Here is a 14,907-nt window from a genome sequence, read left to right as displayed (position 1 = left end):
AGGCATGTTTCTGGCAAGTCGGGCAACCAGGCAGTCCATCCCCCCGACCACAACGCAAGTGCAACGCGGCCACAGCCCGCACAGGAGCCCACCTTGGCAACCACGGCGACTCCCGACGCAGCAACGGCGCACGGTCTGGCGAACACGCCGGCCGTGACCCCGGACCCCGACCCGCGCGAGGTACGCGTGGTCCTTTATGGCCGTGCCGATTTCGACGATCCGGCCAGCCACCAGGGCACCACGCTCAAGGGCATTGCCGAGCGCGTGGCGCGGCTTGCCGGATTCCAGTTCGCTGGCGGCTACGATGCCGCCACGCACAGCCAGGCCGGCGGCAAGTTCTACTTCGTGCCCTCGGACACGCTGGTGGGGCTCGACGCCGCGCGCCAGCTTGGCATCGCCGGCCTGGGCGACCTGTTCGGCGGCGTGGTGCCGCACGCGTTCATCGGCACCAAGGCTATCTCGCACGGGCTGGTGTCGCCCGATGCGCGCGCGCCGGAAGGCTGGAGCGAGGATTTCGCGGCGCGCGTGCGGCCGCATGTGCTGCCCGGCTACACGGCCTTTTCGCTGGACGATGCGCGGCGCGCCGCGGTGCCGATGCTGCGCGACGGCAAGGTGCGGGTCAAGGAGCCGTGCGGCATTGGCGGGCTGGGCCAGCAGGTGGTTGCCAACGAGGCGGAACTCGACGCCGCCCTGCAGGCGCTCGACGCTGGCCGCGTGGCCGCCGAAGGCGTGGTGCTGGAGCGCAACCTCGACAGCGTGATCACGTTCAGCGTGGGCCAGGTCGAGATTGGCGGGCTGCAGGCCAGCTATTGCGGCACGCAGGATCTGACACCGAACAACATCGGCCAGCAGGTGTACGGCGGCTCGACGCTGCGCGTGGTGCGCGGTACGCTCGAAAGCCTGCTGGCGCATCCGATCGAGGCGCACCTGCGCGACGCGGTGCGTGCCGCCGTGGCCTACCATGCCGCGGCGGTCGAGTGTTTTCCCGGCGTGCTGGTATCGCGCTGCAACTATGACGTGGCGATGGGCACCGACAACGGCCAGCCACGGCTGGGCGTGCTCGAACAGTCGTGGCGCGTGGGCGGTGCCACCGGCGCCGAGCTGGCGGCACTGGCCGCGTTCCAGGCGGACCCCGCCTGCGTGCGCGCCACGGCCTGCACGCGGGAGATTTACGGCGCGGACGCACCCGTGCCCGAGGATGCCGACGTCTACTTCCAGGGCGAGGACCGCAACGTCGGCGCACTGACCAAGTACGCGAGACTGGAGTCTGTAACCGATGGCCACACATGAAGAAGCCATAAAGATTCATACCGATGGAGGCATGATCGCCGGCACGGTGATCTCCCCCGCCACCAAGCTGCCGGGCGTCCTGTTCGTGCACGGGTGGGGCGGCAGCCAGCAGCAATACCTGGCGCGTGCGCGCGAGGTAGCCGGGATTGGCGCGGTCTGCATGACGTTCGACCTGACCGGGCACGCCGGCACGTCGTCCGAGTACGAGACCGTCAGCCGCATGCGCAACCTGGCCGACGTGCTGGCCGCCTACGACATGCTGGTGCGGCATCCCGAAGTGGACCGCAATGCCATCGCCGTGGTGGGCAGCAGCTACGGCGGCTACCTGGCGGCGGTGCTGTGCGAGCTGCGCCCGGTGCGCTGGCTTGCGTTCCGGGCACCCGCGCTATACATGGACAGCGGGTGGGAATCGCCCAAGCGCCAGTTGCACCGCGACCAGGACCTCGTGGCCTATCGCCGCAAGGTGGTGCCCGCCGACACCAACCGCGCGCTGCGCGCCTGCGCCAATTTCAAGGGCGATGTGCTCGTGGTTGCCTCGCAGCATGACAACATCGTGCCGCACACGGCCGTGCTGAGCTACGTGGATGCCTGCATCCAGGCCAGTTCGATCACCTACCGCGTGCTCAAGGGCGCCGACCACGGGCTGACCAGCGACGACAGCCAGCGCGCGTACACCAAGCTGCTGCTCGGCTGGCTGCGCGAGATGGTGACCGAGGCCCGTACCGGCCCGGCAATTCCTGCGCGGCCGTCCAAAGCTTCGAGCAGCACGCCGCAACCCGACGACGGGCTTGATCCCGACGCTGGCAGGCAAGCGAGCCAGCAGGCCATGGCCGTGGCCGGCGTGGACGAGGATGACCTCAACGATCCACAGGTCATCGCGTCGCAGCCGGCGCGCGCCGCCGAATAGCGCTGGCGGTGTTGCAGGCGTTGCAAGTTTGCCGAGCGCGGCGGTTTGGGATGGTAAGAAGTGCAATCGCCATGCCCTGAGCACCGGCCAGGGGCGCGCGTGGACGATGGCATGCGTTGTGCGTTTGCGCAGCCACATGAAAACCGATGCCCCGTCCGCCCCTGCTGTCGAAACGGAACGTGCCGCCGTCAGCGCGCCGCTGGAAGCCGCGCTGCGCAAGATGGGCCTGCACCATGTGGACGACGGCGAGCCCGGCATTACGCGGCGGCGCAGCGGCAAGGGCTTCATCTACTACAAGCCGGACGGCAAGCGGGTCGATGCCCGGACACAGGCGCGCATCGACGCGCTGGCCATTCCGCCGGCCTATGAATCGGTCTGGGTCTGTTGCGACCCGTCCGGCCACCTGCAGGCGACCGGCCGCGATGCCCGGGGCCGCAAGCAGTATCTCTATCACGCCGACTGGGCGGCGCTGCGCGATGCCGACAAGTACGCGCGGCTGATGGCCTTCGGGACCGCGCTGCCGCGTCTGCGCGGCCGCGTTTCGCGCGACCTGGCGCGCAATGGCATGCCGCGCGAGAAGGTTCTGGCAGCTGTGGTGACGCTGCTCGACGCCACGCTCGTGCGCGTGGGTACGCCCCGCTATGCGCAGCAGAACCGCACCTATGGGCTGACCACGCTGAACCGCAAGCACGTGGCGGTGCGCGGCAGCCGGCTGCGTTTCCAGTTCACGGGCAAGAGTGGCGTTACGCACGACGTGTCGGTCAATGACGCGCGGCTCGCCCGCATCGTGCGCAACTGTGCCGAACTGCCGGGCCAGCGGCTGTTCAAGTACAAGGACCCCGACGGCCAGGTGCGCGAGATCGGCTCGTCGGACGTCAACGCCTACCTGCAGGAGATCACCGGGGGCGAGTTCACGGCCAAGGATTTCCGTACCTGGGCCGGCAGCGTTCATGCGCTGGCGCTGCTGCGCAAAACCGCAGCGGACACCGAAACCGCCCGCAAGAAGGCCGTGGTCGACGTCATCAAGGAAGTGGCGCGCCGGCTGCGCAACACGGTAGCGGTCTGCCGCAAGTGCTACGTGCATCCGGACGTGCTGTCCGCCTTCATGGCCGACACCTTGCACGCCTTACCGGCACCGCGTGCAGGGATGCGCCTGCGCGTGGACGAGGCCCGGCTGCTGGCGCTGCTCGAAACCACGCTGGCGCCCGCCGCGGCGCCGCGCCGCGCGGCCTGAGCGGCGGCACCGCCGGGCCGCGATACCGGCACGGCAATTGCATCAACCCTCGTACCAACAACAAGCAGAACACGCAATCGCAATCGAGGGCCAAGGTGGAACATGTCGTCTTGAGTTGCCTGCAGGCTGACAGCAGCAGCCCGGCAACGAATCTTGCGGACGCGCGATCCGATGCGCGTCCCTCTGCTGACGCTGCCGACGCAGCAACGGCTGCCGCAGAACCTGCGGGTCTTTCCGTTTCGGGTCTTCCCCAGACCTCGCATCCCGCCCGTCATCTCGATCTGGCCCGGCTCGCCACGGCGGCTGGCCGGGGCAAGGGTGGCCGCCTGCGGGCCCCGCGCGGCACCGAACTGCGCCAGACGCGCATCCTGATGCAGGCGCTGTGCGAGATCCGGCTGGAACTGGGCAAGGCTGACGGCCCCTGGTGCCCGGTCACGATCGAAAGCCGCCAGACCACCACGATGGCGCTCTGGCAGAGCCGCGAGCGCGAAGTATTCCTGCAGCCCGAGCTGGAGCGCGACATCGAGCAACGGCTCGACGCCGGGTTCCGGCACGCACGCGGCGGCAATACCCGCGAAGCCGCCGCCGAGTTCAAGCGCGCCTACCTGCTGCTCTGCTGCGTGCTGACCCACGCCCGGGACGTGGCCCGGCGCGACGCCGCCGCACACTGAGCGGCGGCGCTGCCGGCGCCGTCAGGGTCCGACGCCGTCAGGGTCCGATATAGCCGGGCAGGCCGCGCGCCTTCTTGCCCAGCGCCAGCTGCACGGCCCGGGCAAGCGCGGAGGCGAAGCCGTGGTGGGTGTCGAATGGTCCGTCGATGTGCTTGCGGAAGAAGTCGGCCCAGCGGAAATCCGGGTACGCCGCCTTGACCTTGCGATAGCCTCCCGCCAGTTGCACGAACGCCTCGATGCTGCGGTAGGGGTCGTCGCGCATGCCGTGGATGTCAGGCGGCAGCGCCGAGAGCGCCACGCGCTTGCCGTGCTCGTCGTAGGGGTGGACCATGTGGTTGGCCACCATGTACTTCCAGAAATCGCGCGTGGACAGGTGGCTCAGGTCGGCCCTTACCACGGCCGGGACCATCGCGATTCCCATCTCGTGCCAGGCGCGCACCCAGTGGTGATGATCGACGACATAGGGCACCTGTTCCGGTCCCAGCACGACATGGATGCGATGCTTGTCGAGGAAGGCCGGCAGGTCCGCATGCGACAGGCGCCGGGTCACGTGAATCTTCTGCGCGACGTGGAACGCTCCCACGGTAATCTGGGTCGGCTTCAGATGGTCGACCGGCAGCATCAGCGCCGCCCCCTCGCCAATCGCGCCCTTGCGCTTGCCCTTGCCCTTGGCCTTGGCCTTGGCCTTGGCCTGGTCCTTGTCCTTGGTCTTGTCCCTGGTTTTGACCTTGTCGCCCTTGTCCGCGGGCTGCGCCGGTTCCGCCTTGCCGTTCACGCCGGTACGTTTCACTTTCTTTCTCGGCGGCGCAGATGTCTTTTCGCTGGATTCCTTGGCCATGGCTCTGTCTGGGAGTCTTGCAACGTTTCCCGCGTTGCAAGCTTCGTGCCGTGCCGCCGTGGTGGCCGCCGGGAAATTGGAGGGGAATCCTTGCTACGCGTTGTAACGGTTACCCGGCGCGACGTCGCATCCCGTCCCGCCACGGCGAAAACTCCGGCGGCACGATACTTGCGCAGCCCCCCGCATGACATCCTGAACCGGGGAACTGCATGTCCACACCGAAGCAAGTGCCTCCGCAGCATCAGTCGCGTCAGCCGGGGCTGGAAAGCGAGATGGAACCGAAGCCCGACAGCGGCGCCGACGACTATGTCGGCAGTGGCCGGCTGAAGGGCAAGGTGGCACTCGTCACCGGTGGTGACAGCGGTATCGGACGCGCCATTGCCGTCGCGTTTGCCCGAGAGGGCGCCGACGTGGCGTTCGCCTATCTCGACGAGCATGACGATGCGCGGGAGACCGAGCGGCTGATCACCGAGGCAGGACAGGGCGCACTGGCGATGGCTGGCGACCTTGCCGAGGTGGCCCACGCCGACCAGATCGTGGCCGACACCGTGAAGCGCTTCGGGCGGCTGGACATCCTCGTCAACAACGCCGCCGAGCAGCATCCGCAGAAAGACATCGAGGACGTGACGCCGGATCAGCTGGAGGACACGTTCCGGACCAACGTGTTCGCGATGTTCCACGTCACGCGTGCGGCAATGCAGCATCTGGGCAAGGGCTCGTCGATCCTGAATACGACGTCGGTCACGGCCTATCGCGGCAGCGCGCACCTGCTTGACTATTCGGCGACCAAGGGCGCGATCGTGGCATTCACGCGCTCGCTGGCGCTACAGGTCGTGAAGCGGGGCATCCGCGTGAACGGCGTGGCGCCGGGACCGATCTGGACGCCGCTGATTCCATCGACGTTCACCGCCGAGGAAGTGGCCGAGTTTGGCAAGAAGACGCCGATGGGGCGTCCCGGCCAGCCGTTCGAGGTGGCATCGGGCTATGTGTTCCTGGCTTCCGATGCCGCGAGCTATATCACTGGTCAGATCCTCCATATCAATGGTGGTGAGGTCGTCAACGCGTAGTCCGTACGCGCGGACTCAACAGGGAGAACGATCATGTCTTCGATTGTCGCCGGGCGCTTCGCGTCTGTTCCCGAGGCCGAGGAAGTGGCCCAGAAGCTGTACGCACGGGGCTTCTCCGTGTGGGATGTTTCGGTGATGTCGGTCGATCCCGGGGGCGCCCGCGCCCCCGGTGTGCTGCTGGCGGCGCGGGCCGGCGGCGAGCGCCGCGAGGAAGTGCTGGCGGTGCTGCGCGACGGCGGAGCGAGCGAGTGCGAGCAGGCCGAAGGACAGTGGGAGAGCGGTCAGTGGAGCGATTTCGATCCAAAGCGCGCGCCGGACCTGCTCGACGTGCCGGAAGGCGAGTGCTGGCCGGTGCCCGGCAACCATGCAAACGACGCCTCCCGGCCGGCCCATGCCGCACCGGTGGCGAAGGAAGCCGTGGCCGAGGACAGCACTGGCAACGAGGATCCGGGCAGCGAGCTGGAACACTACGTCGACAACCAGGTAGCGAGCCACAACTGACAATGGCCTTCACCGCACGCAGGGAGACCGCCGATCTCGACACGCTGCGCCCCACGCAGATCACGCTGGGGCTCTACCACGTACACGAGAAGGCCGAAGTCAGCGGCAAGCCGCGCAGCCCCGAAGCGCTGCGGCGCTTCATGGACAGCCACCGCATCCAGACCGTGGTGGGTCCCGGCGACGCGCTTTACATTGCCGACCACCACCACTGGGCCCGCGCCTGGCTCGAACTGGGCTGGAACCAGGCGCCCGTGGTGATCGTCGACGACCTGAGCAGCCTGTCGCCGGGCAGGTTCTGGAAGCGCATGCGCGAGCTGGGGCACCTGCATCCCTACGACGAGCACGGCAAGCTGCTCGATGCCGACGCGCTGCCGGCCACGGTAATGGGCATGCGTGACGACCCCTACCGCAGCCTCGCCGCCTTTACGCGCAACGCCGGCGCCTACCGCAAGCCGGGTAACGCCTACGGCGATTTCCGCTGGGCGGCGTTCTTCCGGCGCCATGTGGAGGAAGACCTGCAAAGCATCGCCGGGTTTGCCCGCGCGATGACGATCGCGATTCCGCTCGCGCGCAGCAGCAAGGCGCGCAAGCTGCCGGGCTTCGTCGGCCCGTTCGTGCCCGGGCAGTCCCTCTAGCCGCTCGCCTCCGGTCTCTGGCCGCGGGCGGCGCGTGCCAATGAAAAACGCCCCCGGGAGGCTTGCTCCGGGGGCGTTCGGCTGAAAGGCCGGCCGTCAGCTCTTCGACTTGTGCTGGGGCTTGCCTTTCTGTTTGGTGCTGGCCATTTTCTTGAGTTCGGTCTCGCTCATCGATTTCGCCATCGACTTCGACGCCCCTTTGAGCGAGCTTGACTTGCGCTCGCCGCGCTTGGCGGACAACGCCGCGCCGGCCGCCATCTGCTGGGCCTTGGATTTTGCTGGCATCTCGGTCTCCCTTGAAAGATGAGAAAGAAGGAACCGCCGCGCGTTATATGCGGCCCATCACCACGAGGATGACGACAATGAGGACGATCAGCCCCAGGCCACCGCTCGGCCCGTAGCCCCAGCCGGAGCTGTACGGCCATGCCGGCAGTGCGCCGACGAGCAGCAGAATCAGAATGATCAGAAGAATGGTACCGATGCCCATGTTTTGCTCCTTTATTGTGGCGCTGGCGCGCGGCACGTAGCGTGCCGGCCGCTCGGCTGTCCCGGTATGTTCAGGTTAGGACAGCAAGGGTGCGCGCTGAGGCGGGCAGGGGCTGAAATCGGTGTAGGAATCGGACGACTTGCTGGTTTGCCCGCCTCACCTATGCGGGGGAGGCGGGCAAACCGGGGCGAAGACGGTCAATATGCCGCCCGGTAGATCGCCAGCGCGTCCGCCTCGGTGACTTCGCGCGGATTGTTGACCAGCAGGCGCGTCTGCAGCATCGCGTCGCTGGCCATGCGCGGCAGGTCGGCTTCGGTGACGCCCACCTCGCGCAGCGTGCGGGGGATGCCGGTGGCCTCGATCAGGCCCTCGATGTGGGCGATCAGCGCGGCGGCCTTGGTCTCGTCGCTGCCGGTGGTGCCCGGCAGCACCACGTCGCAGAGTTCGGCGTAGCGCCGGCAGGCGGCCGGGGCGTTGAACTTCATCACGTGGGGCAGCACCAGGGCGTTGGACAGCCCGTGCGCCACGTGGAAGATGCCACCCACCGGGTAGGCCAGCGCGTGGACGGCGGCCACTGGGGAATTGGCGAACGACTGGCCGGCGAACATCGCGCCCAGCAGCATGGCTTCGCGGGCGTTGCGGTCGTGGCCGTTCTCGCACGCCAGCATCAGGTTCTGCGACAGCAGTTGCAGTGCCCGCACGGCCAGCATGTCGGAAACCGGGTTCTTCAGGTGCGCGCTGGTGTAGGCCTCGATCGCATGCACCATGGCGTCGATGCCGGTGGCGGCCGTGGCGGCACGCGGCAGGCCCAGCGTCAGTTCGGCATCGAGGATGGCCAGGTCCGCAAACAACTGCGGCGCCACCACGCCCATCTTGGTCGTCTCGCCGGTGGTGACGATCGACACGGCCGTCACCTCGGAGCCCGTGCCGGCCGTGGTCGGCATCTGCACCAGCGGCAGGCGCGTGCCCGTGACCTTCTTCACGCCGTACATGTCCTTGAGCGACTGGGTGGCCGGCAGCAGCACTGCAATCAGCTTGGCCACATCCATCGACGATCCGCCGCCCAGGCCCAGCACCACCTCCGCATCGGCCGCCCGGGCGCGCTCGGTAGCTTCGAGCACCACGTGCTCGGGCGGGTCGGCAATGACGTCGTCGATGACGCTTACCCGCCAGCCGTGCTGGCCGAGATCGTCGAGCGCCGGCGCCAGCAGGCCGCTGCGCGCCAGGAAGCCGTCGGTCACCACGCAGAGCCGGCGCGCCTGCGGAAACGCCTCGCGCAGCAGCGCGCCAAGCCGGCGCGCCGCGCCGAATTCGACCACGACGGTGGGAACCGTCTGGAAGCGGAAGGGGTTCATGATGTCGTCGTCCTCACATCTGCAGGCAGAGATACTTGATTTCGAGATATTCCTCGATGCCGTGGCGCGAGCCCTCGCGGCCCACGCCGGACTGCTTGATGCCGCCAAACGGCGCCACCTCATTCGAGATCAGGCCGGTGTTCAGGCCCACCATGCCATATTCGAGCGCTTCGCCGGTGCGCCACGCACGGGCGATGTCGCGCGTGTAGAGGTAGGCGGCGAGGCCGAACTCCGTGGCGTTGGCCGCGGCAATCGCCTCGTCGTCGGCCTTGAAGCGGAACAGCGGCGCCACCGGCCCGAAGATTTCCTCGCGCGCCAGGCGCATCTCGGCCGTGGCGTCGCCGATCACCGTGGGCGTGTAGAACGTGCCGCCGAGCGGGTGCTCGCCGCCGCCGGCCAGTACGCGGCCGCCCTTGGCCGTGGCGTCCGCCACGAGGGTTTTCACCTTGTCGATGGCCTTGCCCTCGATCAGCGGGCCGATCACCACACCCTCTTCGAGCCCGTTACCCACGCGCAACTGGCCCGTGCGCTCGGCAAACTTCGCCGCAAAGGCGTCGTAGATGCCGTCCTGGATGTAGAAGCGGTTGGCGCAGACGCAGGTCTGGCCGCCGTTGCGGTACTTGGCGGCGATGGCGCCTTCGACCGCCGCATCCACGTCGGCGTCGTCGAACACGATGAACGGCGCATTGCCGCCCAGTTCGAGCGAGAGCCGCTTGACCGTGGGTGCGCACTGGCCCATCAGGATGCGGCCCACCTCGGTGGAGCCCGTGAACGAGAGCTTGCGCACCACAGGGCTGCCCGTCAGCACGGCGCCGATCGTCTTCGAGTCGCCGGTCACCACCTGCAGCACCCCGGCCGGCACGCCGGCGCGGTGGGCCAGTTCGGCCAGCGCGAACGCCGAGAGCGGCGTCAGTTCGGCTGGCTTGATGACGATGGCGCAGCCGGCGGCCAGCGCGGGCGCGGCCTTGCGCGTGATCATCGCGGCCGGGAAATTCCACGGCGTGATGGCCGCGCAGACGCCCACGGGCTGGCGCAGCGTGACCAGGCGCTTGTCGGCGGCCGGCGTGGCCAGCACCTCGCCGTCCACACGCTTCGCTTCCTCGGCAAACCACTCGATGAAGCTCGCGGCGTAGGCAATCTCGCCGCGGGCCTCGGCCAGCGGCTTGCCCTGCTCGCGCGTCATCAGGTAGGCCAGGTCGTCGGTGTTGGCAATCATCAGGTCGAACCAGCGGCGCAGCACGGCGGCGCGCTGCTTGCCGGTCTGCGCGGCCCAGGCTTTCTGGGCCTGCTCGGCGGCCGCGATCGCGCGTTCGGTCTCGGCGGCGCCGAGGTCAGCCACGCGGGCAATGATCTCGCCGGTGGCCGGATCGATCACATTGAACGTGGCGCCGGCGTCGGCACCGATCCACTGGCCGTCGACAAAGGCCAACTGGCGAAACAGGGTTGAGTCCTTGAGTTGCATGGCGGGGGCTTCCAGGTCAACGAACGCCTTGCTGACGTTCAATAGATTGAACTAGTATTCGGTATGTAGAACGATCAGGCGATCATACGCCCATGCTTGGCAGACCGCCAGCCATCCGCATCGTTCTCGGAAACCTGCCAATCTCCATGCCGAAGTCCGCCTACGATCTTCCCCACAACCCGACCCGGCCCACCTCGCCGGCCGTGGTGCGCGCCGTCCAGGTGCTCGACGCCATCGCCGCCGCGCCCGAACCGCTGACGCTGGCCGACCTGACCCGTCTCACCGGCGCCCCCAAGAGTTCGCTGCATGGCATGTGCGACACGCTCGTGCAATTGCAGCTCGTCAAGCGGCTGCCCGGCGGCGCGATGGCGCTCGGCCCGCACGTGATGGGCTGGGCCAGCGCCTTCCTGGCGCAGACGCGCATCACCGGCGAGTTCGACGCGCTCTGGAGCGAGACCGACGCGTTCCACGACGCCACGGTCACGCTGTCGATGCTCGAAGGGGCCGAGGTGGTCTATCTGGCCTGCCAGAACGGCGACCGTCCGCTGGGGGTGACGTTCCGCATCGGCATGCGGCTGCCGGCGCCCTATACGGCCACGGGCAAGGCCATCCTGAGCACGCTGGCGCCGGACGAGGTCGGGCGGCTGTTTGCCGAAGGACTGCCGCCGCGCCTGACGCGCGCCAGCGTGGCCAGCGTGGCGCAACTGGCGGACGAACTCCACACGGTGCGGGCCACCGGCTATTCCATCGACAACGGCCAGATGCGCGAAGGCATGACCTGCTTCGGCGCGCCGGTTTTCGACACCAGCGGCCCCCGCGCGGCCGGGGCGATTGCCGTGAGCTATCTGACCAGCGAGATCGATGCCGCTACCGGCCAGCGCATCGGCCGTCAGGTGCGGGCGCTGGCCAACCAGTTGTCGGCAAGGCTGGGCGCTCCGGCACGCACGTAAAGCCCCCGATTGTGCAGCGGGCTGGACAGTTCCCGCCCACTCGATTTCGTTTGCGCGGCATCAAAGGGCGGTTTTCGTCGAATCGCTAGCATCCTCGGGTTCCCCTTCCCGGATGCCACGCGATGACAGCAGCCACGGCCGATGCCACCGGCCGATCCTCCGTTTCAGAATCCGAGCGACCGATCCGGCGCCCCCAACTGGTGGCCCCGGCCGGTTCGCTGGCCGCGCTGCGCATGGCGCTGCAGCACGGCGCCGATGCGGTCTACCTGGGCCTGCGCGACGCCACCAACGCGCGCAATTTCGGCGGACTCAACTTCAGCGAGGACGATATCCGCAAGGGCGTGGCCGAGGCACACGCCCGGGGCGCGGAAGTCCTGTTCGCCATCAATACGTTCGCGCAGATGGGCCAGGTCGAGCGCTGGCACCACGCCGTGGATGCCGCCGCCGGCCTTGGCGCCGACGCGGTGATCATGGCAGACGCCGGGCTGATCGCCTATGCCGCGCGCCGCCACCCGTCGCTGCGCATCCATCTTTCCGTGCAGGGCTCCGCCACCCATGCCGACGCGATCGAGCTGATGCGGCAGCAGTTCGGCATCCGCCGCGTGGTGCTGCCGCGCGTGCTGTCGGTGCCGCAGATCGCCCGGCTGGCGCGCCAGACCGATGTGGAACTGGAGGTATTCGGCTTCGGCAGCCTGTGCGTGATGGCCGAGGGCCGCTGCCTGCTGTCGTCGTACGCCACCGGCGATTCGCCGAACAACAAGGGGGTCTGCTCGCCGGCCCACGCCGTGCGCTGGGACGAGCGCGACGGCACCATGGACGCGCGCCTCTCGGGCATCCTGATCGACAGCTACGCGCCGGGCGAGCCCGCCGGCTATCCCACGCTGTGCAAGGGCCGCTTCACCGTGGAAGGCGAGCGCGGCTACGTGCTGGAGGAACCCACCAGCCTCAACGCGGTGTCGTTGCTGCCGTCGCTGATCGACATGGGCATCGCCGCGATCAAGATCGAGGGGCGCCAGCGCAGCCCGCGCTATGTGGCCGACGTGGTGGGCGTGCTGCGCGCCGCCATCGACGATGCCTGCCGCGATCCGCGCCGCTTCGTGCCGCGCCAGGAGTGGCAGGCCACGCTGGGCCGCCACGCCGAAGGCGATCAGGTCACGCAGGGCGCCTACGACCGGCCCTGGCGCTGACATTCTTCCCTCCCCACACAAGAACCGAGCCAAACCATGGCCCCGACGCAATATTCCCAACCCGAGCGCTTTCGTATCGCGCTCGGTCCCCTGCTGTATTACTGGCCGCACGCCACGGTGCTGAGCTTCTACGCGGGCATCGCCGATTCGCCAGTGGATCGCGTCTACCTGGGCGAGACCGTCTGCACGCGCCGCCACGAAATGCGCTTCGCCCACTGGATCGAGATCGCGCAGATGCTGCGCGAGGCGGGCAAGCAGGTGGTGCTGTCCACGCCGGTACTGGTGGAGTCCGATACCGACATCGCCGTGATGCGCAAGATCTGCACGCAGGGGGATTTCCTGGTCGAGGCCAATGACCTGGGCGCGGTGCGCTGCATGGAGCGCCGGCCGTTCATCGGCGGCCCGCACCTGAATGTCTACCACGCCGACACGCTGGCGTGGCTGGCCGAACTGGGCGCCGTGGGCTGCACGGTGCCGGTGGAAATGGATGGTCCGACGATGCTGGCCCTGAGCGCGGCGCGGCCCGCCGGGGTTGCGGTGGAAGCGATGGTATGGGGCCGCATGCCGCTGGCGTTCTCGGCGCGCTGCTTCACGGCGCGCCATTTCCGGCTGCGCAAGGATGCCTGCGAGTTCCGCTGCGAGGGATACCCCGACGGGCTCGTGGCCAGCACGGGCGAGGGGCAGGCGTTCTTCACGCTGAACGGCATCCAGACCCAGAGCGCGACATGCCTGGACCTGTGCGCCGAGGTGTCGGCGATGGCCGATGGCGGCATCGACTACATGCGGGTCAGCCCCCACGCGAGCGGCACGGGCGAAGCCATCGCCCACCTTGACGAGATCCGGCGCGCACAGCGCCCGGCGTCGCCCAGCCCGGTCATGCCGGCGGACGCCACCCCAAGCAATGGCTACTGGAGCGGCAGACCCGGCATCGGCTGGGTGGCCGAGGAGGCAGGTACATGACGTTGATCAATACGCTGGTGACGCGCGTGAACCGGCGCCTGCCGGCACCGCTGCGTGCCGCCCCGCTGGTGGTGGCCCTGGAGGCGATGCGCCGGGCCGGCTGGCTCGAACCGCCTGAGGCGCTCGATGGCCGCACGTTCTCGCTGACCGTCGACGACATGGGTCTGGAGGTCCGCTTCCACTGCCGCGATGGACAGTTCCGGATGGGGCCGTTCGATGGTGCCGGCACCGACCTGACGCTGCATGCCGGCGCGCTGAGCTACCTGCACCTGATCAGCGGCGACGCCGACACCGATACGCTGTTCTTCCAGCGGCGGCTGTCGATCCGGGGCGATACGGCGCTGGGGCTCGAAGTGAAGTACTGGCTCGATGCCGCGCCCCGGCCCGACTGGCTCGGCCCGCTCGCGCGGCGCCTGACGCTGCTGTTCCCGGAGCCGCGTCCGGCGTAGCGGCGGTGGCGGTGGCAGCGGCGGCGCGTCGACCTGCTAGAACTCCGGCATGACGCTGCCGTAGTGCGTGCCGCGCTGCTTGTAGCAGTGGCTGGCGCGCAGCACCGCACCGGGCGCATCGGCCAGTTCGTTCATGGCACTGAAGCGTGCCAGCGTGGCGCGCAGTTCGAGTTCGCTGCGTGCGTGGACCATGGCGAACAGGTTGAACTGCCAGGACGGCAGCCGGCGTGGCCGGCGGAAGCACATCGTGACGTAGGGCACGTGCGCCAGCCGGTTGCCGATGGCGTCTACGCGCGCATCGGGCAGGTTCCAGACACACATCACGTTGTGGGTATAGCCGAAATGGCGATGGCGCAGGATGGCGCCGAAGCGGCGGATCACGCCGGACTGGCGCCACGCCGCGAGCCGCCGGAGCGTTTCGGCCAGCGGCAGGCCCAGGTCGGCGCGGTACTCACGTTCCAGCGGCAGGTCGATCGGCTTCTGGCCGACGTCGGCCGCGATGGCGGCCAGCACGCCGTCGAGCTGCCGGCGCTCCCGCGCGCCCGCCACGAACCAGAGGTTGTAGCGATGGCCGTCGCGCACGTGGCTCTGGCTGATGGCGGGATCGTTGTTGATGCGCTCGACCACGCGTTCGAGCCGCGCCACGGGGATGGCCAGCCCGGCGACGGTGCTGGCGCCGATGGTATTGGGCGCGAACACGGCGCCGATGCGGCTGATGCGGCCGCAGCCGACATCGCGCGCCAGCAGGCTCAGGACGGTGTGTTCGGCAAGGCCGAACGCCTCGCCGGTGCGGAGATAGGGACGCGCATGTAGCGGAAAGTCGTGCTGGATGCGCTGGTAGAGCAGGTTTTCATCGAACATGGCGGGCGACCGGGACAAGGCGTAGCACAAGGCGTGCGGCAGGGCGTCGATGC

Annotated in this window: 17 protein-coding genes; 11 read left to right on the top strand and 6 right to left on the bottom strand. The window is 68.6% G+C overall.

Annotation, left to right across the window (positions count from 1 at the left end; translation table 11 throughout):
* Positions 1-93 precede the first annotated feature (93 nt).
* From EV147_RS13690 to EV147_RS13675, 4 genes are all read left to right on the top strand, one after another.
* A complete protein-coding gene (locus EV147_RS13690) occupies positions 94-1,290 on the top strand; it encodes a DUF3182 family protein (protein ID WP_235844728.1) in 1,197 nt (398 codons plus the stop codon).
* Positions 1,277-2,197: an alpha/beta hydrolase family protein gene (locus EV147_RS13685; RefSeq protein ID WP_130391710.1), complete on the top strand. Its 921-nt coding sequence runs from the start codon at positions 1,277-1,279 to the stop codon at positions 2,195-2,197. Before EV147_RS13690 ends, EV147_RS13685 begins: the two co-directional genes overlap by 14 nt.
* Before the next feature lie 136 nt (positions 2,198-2,333).
* Complete coding sequence (locus tag EV147_RS13680; RefSeq protein ID WP_130391709.1) at positions 2,334-3,431, top strand: DNA topoisomerase IB; 1,098 nt, start codon at positions 2,334-2,336, stop codon at positions 3,429-3,431.
* A 95-nt stretch (positions 3,432-3,526) separates the two neighbouring features.
* Positions 3,527-4,102 carry a hypothetical protein gene (locus EV147_RS13675; RefSeq protein WP_130391708.1) on the top strand — a complete coding sequence of 192 codons (576 nt, stop codon included), beginning with the start codon at positions 3,527-3,529 and terminating at the stop codon, positions 4,100-4,102.
* Between the two features lie 37 nt (positions 4,103-4,139).
* Here EV147_RS13675 and EV147_RS13670 read toward each other — a convergent pair whose 3' ends face one another.
* Positions 4,140-4,892: a ParB/Srx family N-terminal domain-containing protein gene (locus EV147_RS13670; protein ID WP_328591117.1), complete on the bottom strand. Its 753-nt coding sequence runs from the start codon at positions 4,890-4,892 to the stop codon at positions 4,140-4,142.
* Positions 4,893-5,149: 257 nt separating this feature from the next.
* Between EV147_RS13670 and EV147_RS13665 the strand changes: the two genes are divergently transcribed.
* Genes EV147_RS13665 through EV147_RS13655 form a run of 3 tightly spaced genes read left to right on the top strand, consistent with a single transcriptional unit; the run spans position 5,150 to position 7,143 of the window.
* Entirely contained in the window at positions 5,150-6,007 is an 858-nt protein-coding gene (locus EV147_RS13665; RefSeq protein WP_130391707.1) for an SDR family oxidoreductase, read from the top strand.
* Positions 6,008-6,040: 33 nt separating this feature from the next.
* The gene (locus EV147_RS13660) at positions 6,041-6,508 is read left to right on the top strand and encodes a hypothetical protein (RefSeq protein WP_130391706.1); all 468 of its coding nucleotides are present in this window, start codon (positions 6,041-6,043) and stop codon (positions 6,506-6,508) included.
* A 2-nt stretch (positions 6,509-6,510) separates the two neighbouring features.
* Positions 6,511-7,143: a ParB-like protein gene (locus EV147_RS13655; protein WP_130391705.1), complete on the top strand. Its 633-nt coding sequence runs from the start codon at positions 6,511-6,513 to the stop codon at positions 7,141-7,143.
* Between the two features lie 96 nt (positions 7,144-7,239).
* On the opposite strand, the gene EV147_RS13650 is transcribed toward EV147_RS13655, so the two are convergent.
* The 4 genes from EV147_RS13650 to EV147_RS13635 form a co-directional block, all read right to left on the bottom strand.
* Entirely contained in the window at positions 7,240-7,428 is a 189-nt protein-coding gene (locus EV147_RS13650; protein ID WP_130391704.1) for a DUF3008 family protein, read from the bottom strand.
* A 43-nt stretch (positions 7,429-7,471) separates the two neighbouring features.
* The gene (locus EV147_RS13645) at positions 7,472-7,630 is read right to left on the bottom strand and encodes a DUF3309 family protein (protein WP_130391703.1); all 159 of its coding nucleotides are present in this window, start codon (positions 7,628-7,630) and stop codon (positions 7,472-7,474) included.
* A gap of 197 nt (positions 7,631-7,827) precedes the next feature.
* On the bottom strand, positions 7,828-8,985 hold the full coding sequence (locus tag EV147_RS13640; RefSeq protein ID WP_130391702.1) for an iron-containing alcohol dehydrogenase: 1,158 nt from the start codon (positions 8,983-8,985) through the stop codon (positions 7,828-7,830).
* Between the two features lie 13 nt (positions 8,986-8,998).
* Positions 8,999-10,447 carry an NAD-dependent succinate-semialdehyde dehydrogenase gene (locus EV147_RS13635; RefSeq protein ID WP_130391701.1) on the bottom strand — a complete coding sequence of 483 codons (1,449 nt, stop codon included), beginning with the start codon at positions 10,445-10,447 and terminating at the stop codon, positions 8,999-9,001.
* A gap of 146 nt (positions 10,448-10,593) precedes the next feature.
* On the opposite strand from EV147_RS13635, the gene EV147_RS13630 reads away from it, so the two are divergent.
* The 4 genes from EV147_RS13630 (at position 10,594) to ubiT (ending at position 13,993) form a co-directional block, all read left to right on the top strand.
* On the top strand, positions 10,594-11,397 hold the full coding sequence (locus EV147_RS13630) for an IclR family transcriptional regulator (RefSeq protein WP_130391700.1): 804 nt from the start codon (positions 10,594-10,596) through the stop codon (positions 11,395-11,397).
* Between the two features lie 122 nt (positions 11,398-11,519).
* The gene (gene ubiU, locus EV147_RS13625; RefSeq protein WP_198680239.1) at positions 11,520-12,584 is read left to right on the top strand and encodes a ubiquinone anaerobic biosynthesis protein UbiU; all 1,065 of its coding nucleotides are present in this window, start codon (positions 11,520-11,522) and stop codon (positions 12,582-12,584) included.
* Between the two features lie 36 nt (positions 12,585-12,620).
* Positions 12,621-13,544, top strand: a complete 924-nt coding sequence (locus EV147_RS13620) for a U32 family peptidase (RefSeq protein WP_130391699.1) — start codon at positions 12,621-12,623, stop codon at positions 13,542-13,544.
* A complete protein-coding gene (ubiT, locus tag EV147_RS13615) occupies positions 13,541-13,993 on the top strand; it encodes a ubiquinone anaerobic biosynthesis accessory factor UbiT (protein ID WP_130391698.1) in 453 nt (150 codons plus the stop codon). The genes EV147_RS13620 and ubiT overlap by 4 nt, the downstream gene beginning before the upstream one ends.
* A 36-nt stretch (positions 13,994-14,029) precedes the next feature.
* Here the strand turns inward: ubiT and ahbB are convergent, their stop codons facing one another.
* Positions 14,030-14,854, bottom strand: coding sequence for a siroheme decarboxylase subunit beta (gene ahbB / locus EV147_RS13610; RefSeq protein WP_130391697.1), 825 nt, complete (start codon positions 14,852-14,854; stop codon positions 14,030-14,032).
* Positions 14,855-14,907 lie beyond the last annotated feature (53 nt).

Origin of the sequence: Cupriavidus agavae (assembly GCF_004217045.1) — a bacterium.
GTDB classification, from domain to species: Bacteria; Pseudomonadota; Gammaproteobacteria; order Burkholderiales; family Burkholderiaceae; genus Cupriavidus; species Cupriavidus agavae.
This window is presented reverse-complemented; position numbering and strand designations above follow the sequence as displayed.

What these genes read in the sequence shown, in the direction of transcription:
- EV147_RS13680 (WP_130391709.1), top strand. Translation starts at nt 2,334, where the DNA reads ATGAAAACCGATGCCCCGTCCGCCCCTGCTGTCGAAACGGAACGTGCC.
- EV147_RS13685 (WP_130391710.1), top strand. Translation starts at nt 1,277, where the DNA reads ATGGCCACACATGAAGAAGCCATAAAGATTCATACCGATGGAGGCATG.
- EV147_RS13640 (WP_130391702.1), bottom strand. Translation starts at nt 8,985, where the DNA reads ATGAACCCCTTCCGCTTCCAGACGGTTCCCACCGTCGTGGTCGAATTC.
- EV147_RS13650 (WP_130391704.1), bottom strand. Translation starts at nt 7,428, where the DNA reads ATGCCAGCAAAATCCAAGGCCCAGCAGATGGCGGCCGGCGCGGCGTTG.
- ahbB (WP_130391697.1), bottom strand. Translation starts at nt 14,854, where the DNA reads ATGTTCGATGAAAACCTGCTCTACCAGCGCATCCAGCACGACTTTCCG.
- EV147_RS13665 (WP_130391707.1), top strand. Translation starts at nt 5,150, where the DNA reads ATGTCCACACCGAAGCAAGTGCCTCCGCAGCATCAGTCGCGTCAGCCG.
- EV147_RS13620 (WP_130391699.1), top strand. Translation starts at nt 12,621, where the DNA reads ATGGCCCCGACGCAATATTCCCAACCCGAGCGCTTTCGTATCGCGCTC.
- ubiT (WP_130391698.1), top strand. Translation starts at nt 13,541, where the DNA reads ATGACGTTGATCAATACGCTGGTGACGCGCGTGAACCGGCGCCTGCCG.
- EV147_RS13660 (WP_130391706.1), top strand. Translation starts at nt 6,041, where the DNA reads ATGTCTTCGATTGTCGCCGGGCGCTTCGCGTCTGTTCCCGAGGCCGAG.
- EV147_RS13655 (WP_130391705.1), top strand. Translation starts at nt 6,511, where the DNA reads ATGGCCTTCACCGCACGCAGGGAGACCGCCGATCTCGACACGCTGCGC.
- ubiU (WP_198680239.1), top strand. Translation starts at nt 11,520, where the DNA reads ATGACAGCAGCCACGGCCGATGCCACCGGCCGATCCTCCGTTTCAGAA.
- EV147_RS13630 (WP_130391700.1), top strand. Translation starts at nt 10,594, where the DNA reads ATGCCGAAGTCCGCCTACGATCTTCCCCACAACCCGACCCGGCCCACC.
- EV147_RS13645 (WP_130391703.1), bottom strand. Translation starts at nt 7,630, where the DNA reads ATGGGCATCGGTACCATTCTTCTGATCATTCTGATTCTGCTGCTCGTC.
- EV147_RS13635 (WP_130391701.1), bottom strand. Translation starts at nt 10,447, where the DNA reads ATGCAACTCAAGGACTCAACCCTGTTTCGCCAGTTGGCCTTTGTCGAC.